Source organism: Stenotrophomonas maltophilia, from assembly GCF_023518235.1.
GTDB lineage: Bacteria > Pseudomonadota > Gammaproteobacteria > Xanthomonadales > Xanthomonadaceae > Stenotrophomonas.
In genome coordinates this window covers 3,198,892-3,216,898 of the sequence record NZ_CP090423.1, presented here as the reverse complement: position 1 = coordinate 3,216,898, position 18,007 = coordinate 3,198,892, and the positions used below count along the sequence as shown (strand labels likewise).

14 protein-coding genes are annotated in these 18,007 nt (G+C 68.8%); 2 read left to right on the top strand and 12 right to left on the bottom strand.

Annotated features, from left to right (window positions below):
- Nucleotides 1-24 precede the first annotated feature (24 nt).
- The 3 genes from LZ605_RS15115 to LZ605_RS15105 are packed head-to-tail and all read right to left on the bottom strand — an operon-like array spanning nucleotide 25 to nucleotide 3,915.
- A complete protein-coding gene (locus LZ605_RS15115) occupies nucleotides 25-339 on the bottom strand; it encodes an I78 family peptidase inhibitor (protein ID WP_249842327.1) in 315 nt (104 codons plus the stop codon).
- A 49-nt stretch (nucleotides 340-388) separates the two neighbouring features.
- The gene (locus LZ605_RS15110) at nucleotides 389-1,429 is read right to left on the bottom strand and encodes a ribonuclease H-like domain-containing protein (protein ID WP_249842326.1); all 1,041 of its coding nucleotides are present in this window, start codon (nucleotides 1,427-1,429) and stop codon (nucleotides 389-391) included.
- Nucleotides 1,426-3,915, bottom strand: coding sequence for a DEAD/DEAH box helicase (locus LZ605_RS15105; protein ID WP_249842325.1), 2,490 nt, complete (start codon nucleotides 3,913-3,915; stop codon nucleotides 1,426-1,428). The genes LZ605_RS15110 and LZ605_RS15105 overlap by 4 nt, the downstream gene beginning before the upstream one ends.
- A gap of 203 nt (nucleotides 3,916-4,118) precedes the next feature.
- Between LZ605_RS15105 and LZ605_RS15100 the strand changes: the two genes are divergently transcribed.
- On the top strand, nucleotides 4,119-4,592 hold the full coding sequence (locus LZ605_RS15100) for a hypothetical protein (protein ID WP_249844926.1): 474 nt from the start codon (nucleotides 4,119-4,121) through the stop codon (nucleotides 4,590-4,592).
- A 39-nt stretch (nucleotides 4,593-4,631) separates the two neighbouring features.
- Entirely contained in the window at nucleotides 4,632-5,318 is a 687-nt protein-coding gene (locus tag LZ605_RS15095) for a hypothetical protein (RefSeq protein WP_249842324.1), read from the top strand.
- A gap of 54 nt (nucleotides 5,319-5,372) precedes the next feature.
- On the opposite strand, the gene LZ605_RS15090 is transcribed toward LZ605_RS15095, so the two are convergent.
- From LZ605_RS15090 to LZ605_RS15050, 9 genes are read right to left on the bottom strand one after another with little or no spacing between them, the layout of a single operon-like run.
- A complete protein-coding gene (locus tag LZ605_RS15090; protein WP_249842323.1) occupies nucleotides 5,373-7,181 on the bottom strand; it encodes a hypothetical protein in 1,809 nt (602 codons plus the stop codon).
- The gene (locus LZ605_RS15085) at nucleotides 7,178-9,352 is read right to left on the bottom strand and encodes a DUF4175 domain-containing protein (protein ID WP_249842322.1); all 2,175 of its coding nucleotides are present in this window, start codon (nucleotides 9,350-9,352) and stop codon (nucleotides 7,178-7,180) included. The genes LZ605_RS15090 and LZ605_RS15085 overlap by 4 nt, the downstream gene beginning before the upstream one ends.
- Nucleotides 9,349-10,470, bottom strand: coding sequence for a BatA domain-containing protein (locus LZ605_RS15080; RefSeq protein ID WP_249842321.1), 1,122 nt, complete (start codon nucleotides 10,468-10,470; stop codon nucleotides 9,349-9,351). The genes LZ605_RS15085 and LZ605_RS15080 overlap by 4 nt, the downstream gene beginning before the upstream one ends.
- Entirely contained in the window at nucleotides 10,467-11,363 is an 897-nt protein-coding gene (locus LZ605_RS15075) for a DUF58 domain-containing protein (protein ID WP_249842320.1), read from the bottom strand. The genes LZ605_RS15080 and LZ605_RS15075 overlap by 4 nt, the downstream gene beginning before the upstream one ends.
- Before the next feature lie 7 nt (nucleotides 11,364-11,370).
- Nucleotides 11,371-12,354, bottom strand: a complete 984-nt coding sequence (locus LZ605_RS15070) for an AAA family ATPase (RefSeq protein WP_249842319.1) — start codon at nucleotides 12,352-12,354, stop codon at nucleotides 11,371-11,373.
- Nucleotides 12,355-12,370: 16 nt separating this feature from the next.
- Nucleotides 12,371-13,078, bottom strand: a complete 708-nt coding sequence (locus LZ605_RS15065) for a DUF4159 domain-containing protein (RefSeq protein ID WP_249842318.1) — start codon at nucleotides 13,076-13,078, stop codon at nucleotides 12,371-12,373.
- Complete coding sequence (locus LZ605_RS15060) at nucleotides 13,078-14,412, bottom strand: TldD/PmbA family protein (RefSeq protein ID WP_249842317.1); 1,335 nt, start codon at nucleotides 14,410-14,412, stop codon at nucleotides 13,078-13,080. The genes LZ605_RS15065 and LZ605_RS15060 overlap by 1 nt, the downstream gene beginning before the upstream one ends.
- Before the next feature lie 21 nt (nucleotides 14,413-14,433).
- Entirely contained in the window at nucleotides 14,434-16,068 is a 1,635-nt protein-coding gene (locus tag LZ605_RS15055) for a TldD/PmbA family protein (RefSeq protein WP_249842316.1), read from the bottom strand.
- Nucleotides 16,069-16,098: 30 nt separating this feature from the next.
- Entirely contained in the window at nucleotides 16,099-17,730 is a 1,632-nt protein-coding gene (locus tag LZ605_RS15050; protein WP_249842315.1) for a TldD/PmbA family protein, read from the bottom strand.
- Nucleotides 17,731-18,007 lie beyond the last annotated feature (277 nt).

The following is an 18,007-nucleotide window of genomic DNA, read 5'->3' as shown; positions in this document are numbered from 1 at the left end:
GGCCCGGCGCTACCCAGCGGGATATCAACCGCAGCTGGCGCGCTCGATCCTGTTCTGCGCGTCCACCTGCACGGTCACCCGGTCCTGGCGGAAGTCCATGGTGACCGCCATGCCCGGCTTGACCACCCGCGCATTGCGCGCGCCGCTGGCGCTCACCAGCTGCTTGACGGTGGCCTCGTCGGCGGTCTTGCCGGTGAAGGCCTCGAGCGTCTCCGGCTTGCATTCGTGCGCAGCGTCGGCCACCGGCGGCGGGGTGGAATCGTGGGCGCCGCTGCTGCCGGCGTGGCTGCACGCGGCCAGTGGCAGCAGGGCCAGCAGGACCAGGGAAGTGAGGCGCATCGTCGGGCTCCAGGCGTGGATGGTGGCGGCAGTGTCACCGCTGCCACCGTCAGGGCATGTCAACGCCCTGCGGCTGCACCAGCGCCAGCGTCTCGCGCTCGCGCTGCTCCTCGCGGATCAGCCGCTGCAGCAGCAGGGCCAGGGTCACCACGTCCTGGTGGTTGTGCTCGGCCACCCGGCGCAGGTTCACCGCGTCGCCGCCACGCAGGAAGCGCAGCCATGCGCCGGGCGCCTCCGACCCCGGCAGGTCGTCCTCGCGCACCACGCGCAGCAGCTGGCGCTCGATGGTGGACAGCTTGCAGTTGTCCCAGCTGCCACGATAACGGCGGCGGGTGGGGTAGAGCAGGTCCACATGGTCCAATGCGCTGATCGGGTCGGGCTGGCGGGCCAGCCGGTAGCGTGCCTTCAACAGCGGCGCATCGTAGCTGCGGCCGTTGTAGCTGCAGAACACGGTGGACGGCTGCAGCCAGCTGGCGAAGGTGGCCAGCATCGCATCCTCGGCAGCCATCGTGGACATCAGCAGCTGGCGGATGCGCAGGCCTTCGCCGCGTTGCGGGCAGGCATGCCAGTCGGCGGCGCCGATCATGAAGGCACGGGTGCCGGTGCCGCCGGCCAGGCCGGTGGTTTCGGTATCGAAGAACAGCAGGTCGCGCGCGGCCACGTGCTGGCCTTCGCGACGGGCGAAATCCAGCGACAGCGGCTGCGCCGGAATCGGCTGCGGCTGCAGCGACTCGATCAGGAACAGGCCCGGTGCGATTTCTTCGCCAGGCAGTTGCCGATCCTGCGCGCTGGCGCGTGCCGGGGTGCTACCACCGCGTGTGCGCAGGCCGAGCAGGCGATGCAGGCTGCCCACCTCGGGCCGACGCAGCGCGGGCGGCGCCGTGGCAGGTGCCGCAGCGCCGGTCGGCTTGTGGCGGATCTCCTGCTCGACCCAGGCGAATACCGAACGCTCAGCCGATGGCTGTCGTGCATCGTTGGCGGCCACCGGGGCAGGTGCTGCGGGCGGCGGCTCGACCGTGGGCGGCGTGCTCGCCTTCGGGTCGCCGGCCTGCTTGCGCAGCAGGCGCAGCTTGTCCAGGCTCAGGCTCACGGTGCCAGCAGCTCCATCGGGTCGCGCGTGCTCATCACCACATCGGGTACGTGCTGGCAGGCCTGCGCATCGAACAGGTCCAGCACGCGCAACGCCAGTGCGCGCGGTGAGGTTTCATCCACTTCCTGCGCGGCCAGCACCGGGCCGACGCAGGCCGGGCAGCCGGCCTTGCAGTCGCAGCGCTGCACCAGTTCGCGCGCGCGCTGCACCAGTTCGGCCTGGCGCTGCCACAGCGGCTCGCTGAGGCCGACGCCGCCGGGGAAGTTGTCGTACAGGTACACGGTGGGCACGAATTCCTGCAGCAGCTCGACCACGCCGGGGTCGCCATTGCTGCCACGCAGTTGGCCACGACCGCTCTGGTCGGCGATCGCAAACCATGCACCATCGCCGTTGCCCACTGACTTCTGCAGGTCGCGCGCATCGGCCATCACCGCCACGGTGGCGACGATGTGCAGCGCGTAGGCGGCACCGAGGAAGCCATCCAGCGCATCCTGCTTGCTGGCGAACGCGCGCAGCAGCAACGCCTGCGGCAGCTGCCACCACACCGCAGTGGTATGCAGTTCCTGGTCGGGCAGGTTGACCGGGCCGTAGCCGATGTTCTCGTGGGTGTAGTAGCGGATCTTCTTGTAGCCGGCCACGCGGCGCACCACGTGCACTTCGCCATGGTGCGAATCGCCACGGCCGGCCACGCCGCCGTCGAAACGGTCCAGCACCTTGAGCTTGGTGAAGTCGATGCTGTCGGTGTAGTAGTCCACGTGGGTGCGGGTGACGTAGGCCTTGCGCCCGTCCCAGTCCAGCGTCTCCACCTGGTACGGGGTGGACTGCACCATGTGGATCGCCCCTTCGTACAGGGTGAGTGCGGCGGCGGAGTAATCCACTTCGGCGATGATCTGCTGGCGGCCATCGCTGCGGTCGACCACCACGAAGTTGCCGTCGGCCACGGCGCGCAGGCTGACCGCGTTGGCCGGATAGCTGTCGGCGATCCATTCCCAGCGTTCGCCTTCACGGTGGATCACTTCGGTCTCGGCCAGCGCCTCCAGGAACACTTCCGGATCGATCGGGCCGAAGCCATCGCCGACCCGGAACGGCAGCTCGAACGCCGCGCAACGGATATGGTCGAACAGGATCAACGGCTGGTCCGGCGCGATGCGCGCATGTTCGGGTGAGGCCTCGGCGAAGAAATCCGGATGGCGCACCACGTACTGGTCCAGCGGTTGCGAGCTGGCCACCATCACGCCGAGTGCGGGCTGCTGGCGGCGACCGGCGCGGCCGAAGCGCTGCCAGGTGGCGGCCACGCTGCCGGGGTAGCCATTGAGGATCACCACGTCCAGGCTGCCGATATCCACGCCCAGTTCCAGCGCCGAGGTGCTGACGATGCCGTCGATGTTGCCGGCACGCATCGCACGTTCGGTCTCGCGTCGCTCGGTGGGCAGGTAGCCGCCGCGGTAGGCGCGGATGCGCGGTGGTTTGCGCGGGTCGTGGTCGAAGATGTCCTTCAGGTACTTGGTCAGCACTTCCACCATCAGCCGGGTCTGTGCGAACACCAGCGTCTTCAGCCCGGATTTGATCGCGATGCGCGCGATGCGGTTGCTCTGCGAACGTGCCGACGCGCGCAGGCCCAGGTCCGGGTTGATCACCGGCGGGTTCCACAGCAGCACCTGCTTGGGCCCACTGGGCGCGCCGGATTCGGTGATGGCGGTGACCGGCGCCTCGATCAGCGCTTCGGCATGTGCCTGCGGGTTGCCGATGGTGGCTGAGCACAGGATGAACTGCGGTTGCACGCCGTAGAACGCGCAGATGCGCTTGAGCCGGCGCAGCACGTTGGTGACATGGCTGCCGAACACACCGCGGTAGGTATGCACTTCGTCGATGACGATGTAGCGCAGGTTCTCGAAGAACTGCGCCCACTTGGTGTGGTGGGGCAGGATGGCCTGGTGCAGCATGTCCGGGTTGGACACCACGATGTCGCCATGCAGTCGGATGGCCTGGCGCGCATCGCCGGGGGTGTCGCCGTCGAAGGTGAAAGCCTTTACGCCCAGATCGCCGGCGCGGTTGAGGTCCAGCAGTTCGGCCACCTGGTCCTGGGCCAGCGCCTTGGTCGGGAACAGGTACAGCGCCTTGGCCTTGTCCTGCATCGCCGCGCTGACCACCGGCAGGGTGTAGCACAGCGACTTGCCGCTGGCGGTGGGGGTGACGATGGCCACGTGCTCGCCGCGCTGGCTGGCCTCCCAGGCCTCGGCCTGGTGGCTGTAGAGCTGCTCGATGCCGCGCGCCTTCAGCGCGGCCGCCAGTGCCGGCGGCACCGAATCCTGAATGGGCGCGTAGCGGCCCTCGCGGCCCGGAATGGCGAAGCTGCCGGTGATGCGGTCCTGGTAGCGGCGCTGCAGGCGCGTACTGAGCAGCGCACCGTCGCGGGCGGGCAGGCCGTCGCGGGTGGCGAGCTTCTGCTCCGCATCGGCGGTGCGCTTGGCGAGTTCGTAAGCCATGGAAGGTGGAGCCGGGACGGTTTGCGAGGGCTCACATGGCACCACATCCACGTCTCAGGATGTGAGACACCGGCGTGGGACGGAGTGAACCGTTCAGTGCGCTGGCGTCGCAGCTGCTCCGCAGGCTGAACCGTCGCCGCACCGGCAACGAAATCTGAAGCTCGCATCCGTATTCTTGCCGCAGGACGCAACCAACAGGGTGGATAGCGGTGGCACGACTCGGAACGCAGGGAGCACTCCTGACCAGCTTGTTGCTGGCCGGCATTGCGCAGGCGCAACAGGATGCGCCCCAGGCCACACCCGCGCCGGCAGCTGCCGCCCTGCCGCAGGATAATGTAACCACCCTCGGCGAAGTGCGTGCGCTCAAGCCCGACGACGAACCGCTGGACCTGTACCGCTTCAAGAACCCGGTGAAGTTCGGCGACAACCGCTTCAGCCGGGACTGGAGCGAGCCGCCGTCGCCCGAACAGGTCAGCCTGGGCGGTGGCTACATCATGATGGGCGTGGTCAAGGGCGTGCTGGCGGCGGGCCGGGGGTTGAACAAGCTCACCGGCGGGCCGGACCAGATCCAGTCGGCCATCGCACGGCCGCCACCGGAACTGAGTGTCGAGCAACAGCGTCGCGCGCTGCAGTTCTGTCAGGCGCAGGAGGGTTGCGCCGCGCCGCCATCCCGATAGCCCGGTTATCCTGCCGGCGTCCCCATGGATGTGACTGCCATGTACCTGCGTACGTTCTGCCTGCTGGCCGCGCTACTGCCGGCCTCCGCCTTCGCTTCGGACATTGCCGATGACGGCAGCTGCCGCAACGGGGCCTTCCCCTCTGAACAAAGCCGGTTCGCGCTGGCGCGGGTGGTCGATGCACCGCGCCTGTACCTGCTTGGCGACATGGACGGTTGCCCCGCCAAGGGCGAACCGGCCTGCCGCCAGCGCAGCTACGTGGTCAACGGCGATACGGTGGTGACCGGTCGCGATCTGGGTCGTTACCGCTGCGCATTCTTCCCGAACAAGCTCGGCGGCAGTGCGGGCTGGGTGGACCGCAGCAAGCTGCAGCCGTTGCCGTTGCCGTTGCCGTTGGCCACGCCGAAGCTGCAGGACTGGGCCGGTGACTGGAAGGACGGCGACAACGGCCTGCGCATCTCGGTGCAGGCGGGGCAACTGCATGTGGAAGGCGACGCCTACTGGCCCTCTGCCAATCCCACGCCGGAGCAGCGCCCGTATGGGCCGAACCTGGGCCAGGTGGAAGCGCGTGCGACGCCGCGCGGCGCCGATGTGGAATTCGCCGAGGACACCTGCAGGGTGCGCGTGCACTCGCTGGGCGAGGTGCTGATCGTGACCGACAACGGAGAGTGCGGTGGCATGAACGTGCGCTTCAATGGTGTGTACCGGCGCGCGGACAAACGATGATGCAATGGATGGGGTCAGAGCCCTTTCGCGGGCGAAAGGGATCCGACCCCGGAATTACCGCCGCCGCTCCAGCCACCACAACAACGCGGCGCACAGCACGAAGGCCAGCCACCAGGGCCAGCGTGAGCCGGTTACCGGCTGCATGACCGAGGTGTCGGCCGAGGTGTGCGATGCCAGCGACTGCGTGGTCGCATCGATCATCGCCTGCCGATGCAGCGCCGGCGCCTGCTTCGGGTCGAACACATAACGCCAGACCGTGCTGTCGCCGTAGCGCAGGCGCTGCCAGCCCGCTTCGCGCGGCCACCAGCCGGCGCAGCGCAGGGCCGATGTCGCACCATCGACGATCAGCGGCACGCCGTCACCACGCGGGTTGAAGACCTGCAGCGGCGCCTGCACCCCACACAGCGCCTGCCGCTCACCTGCCCAGGCGATCGACTGCGGTGACCACAGCGCATCACCGCTGGCCTGCGCACGCGCCAGCGTGGCGACCACGCCGCTCCACAGTTCGCCATGTCGATCATCGCGACCGGCCAGCACCCAGCGCCAGCTGTCGGTCACTGGCAGCAGGCCGATGCGGCCCTTGCCGACCGCGCGCCAGCCGCCGACGGTGTTGCCGCCACGGTCCAGCAGCAGAGGGTTGCTGCCCGGTGCCTGCAGCACCAGTGCTTCCAGCGCGGGCAGGGTGGCACTGTGCGAGCTGCGGTCGGCGTCCTCGCCGTCGCGGGTTGGCAACGTGCCGGCGGCCAGCGGGCCACGCCGAGCGGCCAGCATCGCGCTTTCGCCATCGCCCGCAAGTTCAAGGGCGCGGCTGCTGCCGTCACCCCGCAGCGGCAGGCCCAGATCATGCAGGCGTTGGCGCGCCCCGGCCGACGGTGCGCCGGCACTGCGGACCAGCACGCCCAGTCCATCGCGCAGCGCCTGGCGCACGCCGGCCATCTGGGCTGCACTCAATGCCGCCAGGCTGCGTTCGTCCAGCAGCAGCAGGTCAGCGCGGGCCAGCGAGGCCGCATCAAGCGACACCGCGCCATCGCCGACGCTGAGACCGGCGCCGGTATCGGCCTGCACCTGCACACGGATGCCCGCATCGGTGGCCCAACGGCGCAGATACTTCAGCTCCGGCCCCGGTGCACTGGCGCGTACCAGCAGGCGCAGCGGTGCGGCTGGCAGCGTCTGCTGCGGCACCGGTACGGTGTCCACCACGTGACCGCTGGCATCGAGCAGGCGCAGGCGGAACACACTGCGGCCTTCAGCGCGGGCGACGCCACTGAGCCGCACGCTACCGTCACCGGGCAGATCCGCGCGATCAATCACGCTGTCGGCCGGGTCCAGCAGTTCGGCCTTGGCGTTGGCCACGCCGCGCGCCTGCGCCTGCACCTCGAAGCGCGCGCCCGGGGCGACATCGGCCGGGGGCTGCAGTGCGATCCAGCCGCGCGGTGCGGGCGCCGGTTGCCAGCGCACGTCGCCGGGCAGCACCGCGTCGCGATCGCGCGCGCTGAGGCCGGCACCGACCAGGGTCAGCGTGGACGCCGGATGCTGGCGCAGCGCGGTGGCCAGATCGGGCACGCGCTGGCCGCCCGCCACATGGGTCGCCTCCGGCAACAGCAGCAGCGGGCTGTCGCTGGCCGGCAGCGCGCCGGCGTTGTCGGCCTCGGCGCTGAGCACCACCAGGCCCGCCGCAGGCTGCTGATGGCTCGGTGGCAGCAGGCAGAAGTACAGCAACGTTGCAGCCACGACCTGCAATCCAACAATGATCCACGGCCGACCACGATGCGCCGTGCGTGCGCGCAACTGGCGCACGCTGGCGATGGCCACGACCAGGGCCAGTGCCAGCGCAATCCACAGGTTCAAACCGGAGGCGTTCATGGCTGCGCCTCCAGCGCGTCGAGATAGCGCTGCCCCATCGCATCGGCGGCGCTGCGCCGCATCACCTGTGGCAACGGTCGCTGCAGGGCACGCCACAGCTGCGCGCGCAGGCGTTGACGGCAGTTGCCGCAGCCGGGTTCGATGCGCAGCTGTTCGATGGCGGCGGCCAGATCCAGTGCGTCGGGCAGGTAGGCGGCGTTGCGCTGCTGCCAGCCGGCCAGTGCATCCAGATCAAGGGCGCCGGCGTCGTCGCCGAGTCGCTGCCAGGCTTCAACAATGTCCGGATCCGGCGGCGTGCGTGCGGCCAACGGCAGTTCGCGGCTGGCCAGTCCGGCGCGATCACCGCCCAGCCGGCGGCTTTCATCGATCGGCGGCAGCTCCGGCCCGACCCGCGCCAGGTAGATGCGTTCGGCCTGCTGCACCTGCTTGATGAAGCCCAGCGCCTTGTATGCGAACGGCAGTGCCTGCTGCGGGCGGCCCTGGCGCAGCTCGCCTTCGGCCGACCACATCTGGTCCAGCGCCGCCTTCAGTGTGGCGCGCGTCTGCGGGTCGAGCAGGGTGGCTGCCTCGGCGTGGTCGTGGGTGTGGCCGTACTCGGACAGCACATCGGTGGCACTGCCGAACACCGGCGGCGTATCGGCGTTGCCGGCACTGCCGCCATGATCGTGGCCATGCTCGTCGTGTGCGCCTGCGTCTGTGCCATGGTCGTGATCGTGATCGTGATCGTCGTCATGGCGGTCTGCGGTAGGCGTATCGCTGGTGGGCAGGTCGCTGGTCGGCGGTGGCCTGGGCGCGCCCTCACTTTCCTCGCCCAGGAACTGGCCATAGCGCAGGCGCAGGATGCGCTGGTCGACACCGATAGCGTCGCTGCGTTTGACGAAGTCCTCGGCGCCCAGGCTGCGCTGCTGGCGGATCAACGCCTCGGCGTCGATGATGATCTGGCGCTGGCTGCGGAAGTAGGCCGGCAGCGTCTTCTTGATGCGGCCTTCCAGCTCGGCGCCGAGTGCCACTTCGGCACTGGGCAGGCGCAGGATCACGCTGCTGCTGCGTCCCACCTGCGCTACCGGTGCGTGGTTGTCGCGCACCTCCAGCTGGGCGATCACATCGTTGCCGGGCTGCGCACCCAGCGCGGCCAGATCGAGGGTATGCGCGAAGCGCCGTGCGCTCGGCTCGCCACTGCCGGTGAGGCGGACACTGCGCTTGAGGAAGGTGATGTTCTCGCCGCTGCCCTGGGTGGTGGTGATCGACAGGGTCGCCTGTGCGGCCACGCCGTAATCGTCGTTGGCCTCGAAGCGCAGCGCCCATTGCCGTTGCCCGGGCGTGCCCAGTACCAGGCTGGCAGCCGGTTCCAGCACGCGCACGCTGGGCGCGCGATCGGCCACCACGTCCAGCCGATGCAGGCGGGTTTCGGCCAGTGCCGGTTCGCTCACCACGCGATACAGCACCGGCGCGCGTGCCACGTCCTGGGCCTGCCATTGGCCGTCCTGCTCGCGCAGCGGCAGGCGGCGACCATCGTGGAACTGCAACCACGCCCTGATCGGCGCACGGTCAAAGCGCAGCGACCAGGACAGGCGGCTGTCGGCGGGCACCTTGGCATCCAGCGCGTTCTGGGTGAGTGTGGCCTGGCCGGTATAGGCCGGTGCGTCGATGCGCAGGCGGCTCGATTGCAGACGCAACGGGCCGGCGGGCAGGGAGGTGCCTGGCACCACGGGGACAGCCGCGCCGGGGCCGTTGCCCGGGCGTGGCCAACCCAGTGCCAGCAGCGCGATGGCCAGGCCTGCGATCCAGCTCACGGCCAGCACCGTGCGCGGCCAGCGCGGGCGAAGCTCCGGCATGGCATGTTGCAGCGTCGCCAGCACATGCGTGCGCTGGCGCTGCTGCAGCGGATTGAGCGCGGTGGTGTCGGCGAACAGCAGATCGGCACTGTCCTCACTGGCACCGCTGCCATCGAGCTGGCGTTGCAGCCACTGCCGGTCCAGCCGGCGCGCGCGCGCAGTGGCCAGCGCCGCGCAGGCAAGCAGGCTGACCGTGCCGACCACACAGGCGAGGTCGAAGCCGGCCAGGCGCAGGGCCAGCACCGTGGCGGCCAATGCCCAGGGCAGGCCCAGCAGCAGGGTGATGAGCGCGCGTCGTCGTCGTGCGCGCTGCCAGGCGTGCTGCAGGGTACTCATGCAGGCACCCTGCGGCGGGCGCTGCTGGCCATCCAGCGTTCCAGTGCGAACAGCAGCACGATCAGCAGTAACAGCCAGGCGATGGGTTCACGCAGCGGAGGTGTTGCCGCAGGCAATGCCGCGTGCTGCGGCGCGTGGTCTGCCGCATCGGCCAGACGCGGTGGCGGCGGCGGGTGCAGCGCCAGCAGCAGCGAACGCGGCAGCCCGGGATCGCGCAGCGCGGGATTGCCGGCGATGTCCCAGTCGCCGGGCAATGACAGCAGGCGGCCGTGGCCGATGCGCTGCTGCCACAGCAGCGGTGTGCCTTCAGGGCTGCGCAGCAGTACCGCGGCCTCGGCGGTGGGCTTGGCGGCGGTCAGTACCGTGCCACCATCGCGCAGCCACGCCTGCCAGGCCGGTGGCAGCGCATCGTTGCGGGTCCAGGTGCCGATCTCGCCGGGTTCGGGCAGGGCACCGGCCGCCAACGGTGCCGGTGGCGCCTGCACGGCCCAGGCCCGCTGCAGCGCGTGCAGCCAATGCCGGGCGGCACCGGGTGCATCGGCAGGCACGCGCAATCGCGGCGGGGGTGCTGCAACCGCCGCGGTGGTGACCGTAAGCGGGTGCGGTTTCCATTGCACATCGCGCGACAGCTGCAGGCGTGCACCGTCCAGGCCGGGCAGCGGATCGGGCACATGCACGGTCAGTACCGTCCCTGCGGGCAGCTGCGCGTCCAGCTCGCGCAGCAGGCTGGGCAGGGAGGCGGTTGATGCAGGTGGCGCCTGATCGACAGCGGGAAAGCCAGGTGCCAGCCAGTGCCAGTTGCCATCCTCGGCCGTTCCACGCAGTGCCGTAGCATCCAGGCCCGGGGCCACCACCGTCCACGCAGCGGGGACCGGCGCGGGGCCGGTCAACGCAGGCCGCGCCAGCAGCAGCGCCAGCGCGGCCAGCAGCACCATGCGTACCAGCAGCAACGGCCAATCATCGAAGCGGATGCGCTGGCGCGGCCGGATCTGTGCGCGCAGCCAACGCAGTGCGGCGAAATCCAACGGCGTATACGGATGGCGACGAGCGAGATGGATCAGCAGCGGCAGCAACCAGGCGGCAAGTGCCGCCAGCCCCAGTGGAAACAGCAGGTTCATGCGCCGCCTCCGCGGCCGAACAGGGCCTGCAGGGGCTGGTCCAACGGCTGGTCGAGCCAGCCGGTGGCGCTGGCGATGCCACCGGCCTGCAGGCGCGCCTGCAGCGCGCTGCGCGCACCGGCGAACCGTTGCAGATAATCGGCGCGGATCGCTGCGCCATCGCCCAGCAGCTCCTCACCGGTCTCCGGGTCGCGGAAGCGATGGCCGGCATCGAACGGGAAGTCGCGCTCGTCGGCGCTCAGGATCTGCAGCAGTGCCACTTCGCGGCGGGCGCTGGCCAGTTGCTCCAGCAGCACGATACCGGCCTCGTCGAAGCCATCGCCGATGGCCAGCAGCAGGTCGCCCGGGCGCACGCGTTCCCACAGTGGGCGCAGGCGCTCGCTCAGCGGCCAGCCGCCCCGTGCCTGCAGCGCCTGCAATTGCAGATACACACGGTCGCGCTGGCGCGCACCGCTCGCGGCCGGCACCAGCTGCAGGCCGTCGCCATTGACGGCCAACAGGCCGAAGCGATCACCCTGTTGCAGGGCCAGTTCAACCAGGCACGCCGCCACGCCACGCATATGGTCCAGTCGCGTGCGCTGTGGTGCCGCGCGATCAGCCTGGCCGGCCGAGGCGGTGGCATCGAGTAGCAGCCAGAGGGTGATCGGGCTCTCGCGCTCGGATTCGCGCACGAAGAAGCGGTCCGAACGCGCGTACAGCTTCCAGTCGATCTGGCGCAGTTCGTCGCCGGGCTCATAGGCGCGGTACTGGGCGAATTCCAGGCCGGCACCACGGCTGCGGCTGGCGTGCTGGCCGATGCCACTGGCACCGCTGGCCAGGCGCGGCCGCAACCGCAGCAGGCGCAGGCGCGCGCGCAGTTCCGGTGGCAACGTCAGCGGGGCACCTGCGTTCACGCGTGGATCAACCCGGGAACGGCACGGCCTGAAGCAGGGCGGCGACCACGTCGTCGGCACGCTTCTGCTCGGCCTCGGCGGCGAACGACAGCAGCAGGCGATGACGCATCACCGGCGCGGCCAGGGCCTGCACATCCTCGCGGGTGGCGGCGAAACGGCCCTGCAGCAGTGCACGTGCCTTCGCCGCCAATACCAGCGACTGCCCGGCACGTGGGCCGGCGCCCCACTTCACCCATTGGTTGATCGCCGCAGGTGCACCGTCGCCGGGCCGGCTGGCGCGTACCAGGCGGGCGATCCAGGCCAGCACATCGGGGCTGACATGCACCTGGCGCACGGCCGCCTGCAAGGCGATCACCGCCTCGGCATCCATCACCCTCGGTACCGCGTCGGTGGCACCGCCGGTGGTCTGTTCCAGGATCTGCCGCTCTTCGTCCTCGCTGGGGTAATCCACCAGCACGTGCAGCAGGAAACGGTCCAGCTGCGCTTCCGGCAGCGGGTAGGTGCCGGCCTGCTCGATCGGGTTCTGCGTGGCCAGCACGAAGAACGGCGCCGGCAGCGCATAGGTGGTGCCGGCGTAGCTGACCGTGCGTTCCTGCATCGCCTCCAGCAGCGCCGCCTGGGTCTTGGGCGGGGTGCGGTTGAGTTCATCGGCCAGCAGCAGATTCGTGAAGATCGGGCCCTGCTGGAAGCGGAAATGGCGATGACCGGTGCCGTGGTCTTCTTCCAGCAGTTCGGTGCCGAGGATGTCGCTGGGCATCAGGTCGGGGGTGAACTGCACGCGCCGGAACTGCAGTTCCAGTGCCTGGCCAAGCGAGCGCACCAGCAGGGTCTTGCCCAGGCCCGGCGCACCTTCCAGCAGGCAGTGGCCGCCGGCCAGCAGGCCGATCAGCAGCTGCTCGACCACGGTGTTCTGGCCCACCACGGCACGTGCGAGCGCAGCGCGCAGATCGTGCAGGCGCGGCAGCAGGGAATCGAGGTCGGGGGCGGTCATGGGCGTGCAGGTCCTATCAATTGTTCAACGCGTACATCACGATGTTGACGCCGAAGCGGGTGTTGTCTTCGGCCAGGAAACGCTTGTTGCGCCAGTCGTAGTCCCACTCGCAGCCGTAGTCCTTGTTGCTGTAGAGCAGGCCCAGGCGGCCATCGACGTCGATGCCCTTCAGGTAGTCGTGCACCAGGTCGTCGCCCCAGCCGTTGAGCTCGAAGCTGGTGGCGGGCGGGCCGTCGGGGAAGTGGAAGAAGCTGCGGTACAGCGCGTGGCTGTTGGGCAGCTTCTGCAATGCCTTCGGGCCGAACAGGCGGCCCATCTGCGCCTCGAACGAGGTGGCGAACAGGCCGTCGATGTCATGGTTGCAGTCATCGACGAAGACGAAGCCACCGTTGCGCACGTAGCGCACGAAGTTCTGCCGTTCGGCGGCGTTGAACTCGACCAGCGTGTGCCCGGCCAGGTAGCAGAACGGCGCCTCCAGCATGCGCGGATCGGCCAGCGCCACCACATGTTCCTGCGGGTCCACCCGCAGCGAGGTGTAGTCGATCAGCGAGGTGATCAGGTTGGACGGCATGCGCGCGTCCACGTCCCAGTCGCCCGAGTCGTACTGCAGGCGGGTGAACCAGAAGTCGTAGCGCGAACTGCGCGGGCCTGCCTGCGCCCAGGCCGGCAGCGCCGCCGCCGAAGCGGCAGCAGCCAACCAGCGCAGGCAGGCCCGGCGATCCATCAGACCGCGTCGGACAGCGAGGTGAAGGTGAAATCGCGCAGCTTCATCGGCGGGATCATCATCACGTAGCTGGATTCATCACCGGCCACACGCACCGGCTTGCCCAGCTCTTCGATGTTGTTGAGCATGATCACCGGCGATTCGTTGAAGCGGAAGTTCTTCACCGGGTGCTTGATCTGGCCGTTCTCGATGTAGAAGGTGCCGTCGCGGGTCAGGCCGGTCAGCAGCACGGTCTGCGGATCGACCATGCGGATGTACCAGGTGCGGGTGACCAGGATGCCCTTCTGGGTGCCGCGCACCAGCTCGGCGGTGCTCTTCTCGCCACCGCTCATCAGCAGGTTGCCCGGCGAGGCCTTGGCGGTCTTGCCCTGCTTCTGTGCCCAGAAGCGCGAGTAGTCCAGGTTGGCCACCTTGCCGTTCTCGATGATGGCCATGCGTTCGCGCGGCAAGCCGTCGTTGTCCCACGGCAGTACCGGCGCATCCGGGTGCCACGGGTCGGCGAACATGGTCACGCGGGGATCGTAGACCTGCTCGCCCAGCTTGTTGCCGCCGCCCTTCTTCGACAGGAAGCTGCGGCCTTCATCGGCCGAGCGGGCGCTGAAGAAATTCATCATGAAGCTGATCAGGCCGGCGGCCGCGGCCGGCTCCAGGATCACCGTGTACTTGCCCGGTTCCAGCGCCTTGGCTTCGGCCGATTCGGTGGCCTTGCGCATGGCGATGCGGATGTCCTGCTCGGCCTTGAAGTCGGCGGCGTCCTTCAGGTTGCGGCCGACCCAGCCCGAGCCGCGACCATCTTCGGTGCGCACGGTGCAGGTGTAATCGAAGTTGGTGGTGCGCTGGTAGGCGAAGTTGCCGTTGCTGTTGGCGGTGGCCTGGAAGCCCTGGCCGTCTTCGAGGAAGCCGGCGGCAATGAGCCCGTTGCCACGGCACGGTGCGATTGAATCGGCGGCGACCTTGGCGCGGAAGGCCGGATCGATCGCGGCGGTGGATTCGCTGAAGGTCGGGCTGGCGCGGTAGCTCTGCTTGCCGATGGCGGGCATGAACTCCGGGTTTTCCGGCGCCAGGCGGGCCAGGTCTTCGGCACGGCGCACCACGCGTTCCAGCGCGGCGTCGTCGAACTCGTTGATCGAGGCGGTGCCCACGCGCTTGCCGAAGGCCACGGTGACGGCCAGTTCGGTGTTGTCGACAATCCCGCTGGTGGAAACATTGTTCAGCGCGAAACGGATGTTGCCGCTGATCGCGCCGGCCAGCACGGCGGTGCACTCGTCGGCCTTGGACAGGGCGATGACCTTGTCGAGGATGGCCTTGGCCTGGGCTTCGGTGAAGATACTCATGGTGTAAGGGCTCCTGACCGGTCAGCCGAGGCTGCGTGCGGTGTTGATGACGTTGATGCCGTTGAAGCGCGCGGTCGACGAACCGTGCGAGACCGCCGAGACCTGGCCCGGCTGGCCCTTGCCGTCGAAGAACGAACCGCCCAGGCGGTAGTCGCGCTCGTCGGCCACGGCGGTGCAGGCATTCCAGAATTCCGGTGTGCGGATCTGGTAGGCCACGTCTTCCAGCATGCGGGTGATCTGGCCGTTCTTGATCTCGTAGAACAGCTGGCCGCCGAACTGCGCGTTGTAGCGCTGCTGGTCGATCGAGAACGAGCCGTCACCGATGATGTAGATGCCGTTCTCCACGTCCTTGATCAGGTCCGGCACGCTAAGCGGCTTCTTGCCCGGCGCCATCGACACGTTGGCCATGCGCTGGAACTGCACGCTGGACCACGAATCGGCGTAGCAGCAGCCATCGGACTCGGTCTTGCCCAGGATGTGGGCCTGGTCGCGGATGGTCTGGTAATCGACCAGCTTGCCGTCGCTGATCAGATCCCAGCGCTTGCACTTCACGCCTTCGTCGTCGTAGGCGACCGCGCCCAGGCTGCCCGGCTGGGTCTTGTCGGCGAAGATGTTGACCAGCTCGCTGCCGTACTGGAAATGCTGCTCGCGCTTGTCCAGGGTGGCGAAGCTGGTGCCGGCGTAGTTGGCCTCGTAGCCGAGCACGCGGTCCAGCTCCAGCGGGTGGCCGATCGACTCGTGAATGGTCAGCCAGGTATGCGACGGGTCGAGCACCAGGTCGTATTTGCCGGGCTTGACCGACGGCGCCTTCAACTTCTCCTGCGCCTGCTTGGCCGCTGCGATGGCGTCCTCCTTCATGTCGTAGGACGAACCGTAGTTCACCACGCCGTTGGGCGTGAGCACCTTGCCGCTGGCCGCGCCGTCCAGGTATTCGTAGCCCAGGCCCATCGGCGCGGACAGACCTTCGCGGGTGCGGAACTTGCCGCTGGCCTTGTCGATGGCGGTGACCGTCATTGGCGCCCAGATGCGGTGCACGTCCTGGTCGATGTAGGAGCCGTCGGTGGAGGCGAAGTACTTCTGTTCGTTGACCAGGAACAGCATCGAGTTGACGAAGCTGGCACCGGCGCCCATCGCCGCGGCGTTGACGTCCAGCAGCAGGCCGACCTTGTCCTTGATCGGCACTTCCATCGCATTCTTGCGGATCGGCGTGCGCCAGCTCACCTCGCCAACGCCCGGCGCCTTGGCCAGCTGCACCGGCGCGGTCTGCACGCCGGCATTGGCCTTGGCGATCGCCGCGGCCTGCTGCGCGGCGCGGGCCACGTCGGCGGTGCTCAGCGCGTTGGTGGCAGCAAAGCCCCACGCGCCGTTGACGATCACGCGGATGCCCACACCGGTCGACTCGGTGTTCACCACGTTCTGCACCTTGTCTTCGCGGGTGATCACGAACTGGCGCAGGTAGCGGCCGATGCGCACATCGCAGTAGGTGGCGCCGGCGCTGCGTGCGGCCTGCAGCGCGGCGCCGGCCAGGCGCTTCTTCAGCGCCGGGTCGAGGGTGGACTGCAGCTGCTCGGCGGCAATCGCCTTGCCGAAGAAGGAGGGCACGATCAGCCCGCCCGCGGTAAGCCCGGTCAGGGCCAGGAAGTCACGTCTTTGCAAGGCTGCTCTCCATGTCGAAGGATGGGTGGCTCATGCGCCGAGACTGCGCGCGGTGTTGATGATGTTGATGCCGTTGAAGCGGGTGGTGGACGAACCGTGCGACACCGCCGAGACCTGGCCCGGCTGGCCCTTGCCATCGAAGAACGAACCGCCGAGGCGGAAATCGCGCTCGTCGCAGATGGCGGTACAGGCGTTCCAGAACTCCGGCGTGCGGATCTGGTAGGCCGCATCCTCGACCATGCCGGCGATCTTTCCGTCCTTGATCTGGTAATACAGCTGGCCGCCGAACTGCGCGTTGTAGCGTTGCTGGTCGATCGAGTACGAACCGCGGCCGTGGATGTAGATGCCGTTCTCCACGTCCTTGATCATGTCCTCCACGCTGAGCGGCGTCCGGCCCGGTGCCAGCGAGACGTTGGCCATGCGCTGGAACTGCACGCTGGACCACGAATCGGCATAGCTGCAGCCGTGCGATGCATCGCGGCCGAGGATATGGGCCTCATCGCGGGTGGCCTGGTAGTCGACCAGGATGCCGTCGCGCACCAGGTCCCAGCGCTGCGTCTTCACCCCTTCATCGTCGTAGCCGACCGCGCCGAGGCTGCCCGGCTGGGTCTTGTCGGCGAAGAAGGTGACGATGTCGCTGCCCCAGCGGAAGCCGGCATCGCGCTTGTCCAGCGTGGCGAAGCTGGTGCCGGCGTAGTTGGCTTCGTAGCCGAGCACGCGGTCCAGCTCCAGCGGGTGGCCGACGTTCTCGTGGATGGTCAGGAACAGGTTGGACGGGTCCAGCACCAGGTCGTACTTGCCCGGCTTCACCGACGGCGCCTTCAGCTTCTCGCGCGCGTGGCGGGCGGCGGCGATGGCGTCCTCGACCGGATCATAGGAATCGCGGTAGGCGGTGATGCCGCCGGGCAGCTGTACCTTGCCGCGCGCATCACCGTCGAGGAATTCGTAGCCCATGCCCATTGGCGAGGACAGGCCGGCGCGGGTGCGGAACCTGCCGCTGGCCTTGTCGATGGCGGTGGCGGTGAACGGCAGCCAGATGCGGTGGATGTCCTGGTCGATGAACGAGCCGTCGCTGGAGGCGAAGTACTTCTGCTCGTTGACCAGGAACAGGGTGGAATTGATGTAGTCGGCGCCCGCATTCAGTGCGGCGGCATTGAGTGCCAGCAGCAGCTCGACCTTGTCCTGGATCGGCACCGCCATGGCGTTCCTGCGCACCGGCGTCTGCCAGCGCACCTCGCCTACCGCAGGCGTCGGTGCCAGCTGCACCGGCCGGGTCTGGATACCGGCGTTGGCGCGCGCGATGGCGGCCGCCTGCTCGACTGCGGCGCGCACGGCGGCTTCGCTCTGCTGATGGGTGGCGGCGAAGCCCCAGGCCCCGTTGACGATCACCCGCACGCCCACGCCGGACGATTCGCGGTTGGTCACATTGCCGACCTGGTGCTCGCGGGTGATGACCGACTGGTTGAGGTAGCGGCCGATGCGCACATCGCAGTAGCTCGCCTTGGCGCTGCGCGCGGCAGCAAGGGCGACTTCGGCCAGGCGCCGGCGCTGGGCGCTGTCGACCGGGGCCAGCAGCTGTTCGGCGGCGATGGCACGGGAATGCGGCAGCAGCAGGCCCGCCAGGCCCAGACCGGATACAGCCAGGAACTCACGTCGTTGCACAGCGTTTCTCTCTCTCTCGCTTGCGCGCGGTTGGCAACGCGCCGGACCGATCACGTCAACTGCTCGACTTTCGCCAGCGCGGGGCGTCCGGGCAAGTGACTGCAGTCATGGGTGGGGAGGGTTTCGGCAGGGCTTGCAGCCCTGCACCTGCTTCAAGCCAGGGCAACGTCAACGTCAAAAGCAGGCTATCCGTGGGATGGCGGGGCGGTGTGGGTGGGCAGGACACGCCGTAAACCCGTCCATGGGGGCTCGATGGCGCCATCCATGGCGCCAACGG

Coding starts and splice junctions, on each gene's coding strand:
- LZ605_RS15070 (WP_249842319.1), bottom strand. CDS start 12,354: ATGACCGCCCCCGACCTCGATTCCCTGCTGCCGCGCCTGCACGATCTG.
- LZ605_RS15065 (WP_249842318.1), bottom strand. CDS start 13,078: ATGGATCGCCGGGCCTGCCTGCGCTGGTTGGCTGCTGCCGCTTCGGCG.
- LZ605_RS15090 (WP_249842323.1), bottom strand. CDS start 7,181: ATGAACGCCTCCGGTTTGAACCTGTGGATTGCGCTGGCACTGGCCCTG.
- LZ605_RS15115 (WP_249842327.1), bottom strand. CDS start 339: ATGCGCCTCACTTCCCTGGTCCTGCTGGCCCTGCTGCCACTGGCCGCG.
- LZ605_RS15085 (WP_249842322.1), bottom strand. CDS start 9,352: ATGAGTACCCTGCAGCACGCCTGGCAGCGCGCACGACGACGACGCGCG.
- LZ605_RS15095 (WP_249842324.1), top strand. CDS start 4,632: ATGTACCTGCGTACGTTCTGCCTGCTGGCCGCGCTACTGCCGGCCTCC.
- LZ605_RS15080 (WP_249842321.1), bottom strand. CDS start 10,470: ATGAACCTGCTGTTTCCACTGGGGCTGGCGGCACTTGCCGCCTGGTTG.
- LZ605_RS15105 (WP_249842325.1), bottom strand. CDS start 3,915: ATGGCTTACGAACTCGCCAAGCGCACCGCCGATGCGGAGCAGAAGCTC.
- LZ605_RS15060 (WP_249842317.1), bottom strand. CDS start 14,412: ATGAGTATCTTCACCGAAGCCCAGGCCAAGGCCATCCTCGACAAGGTC.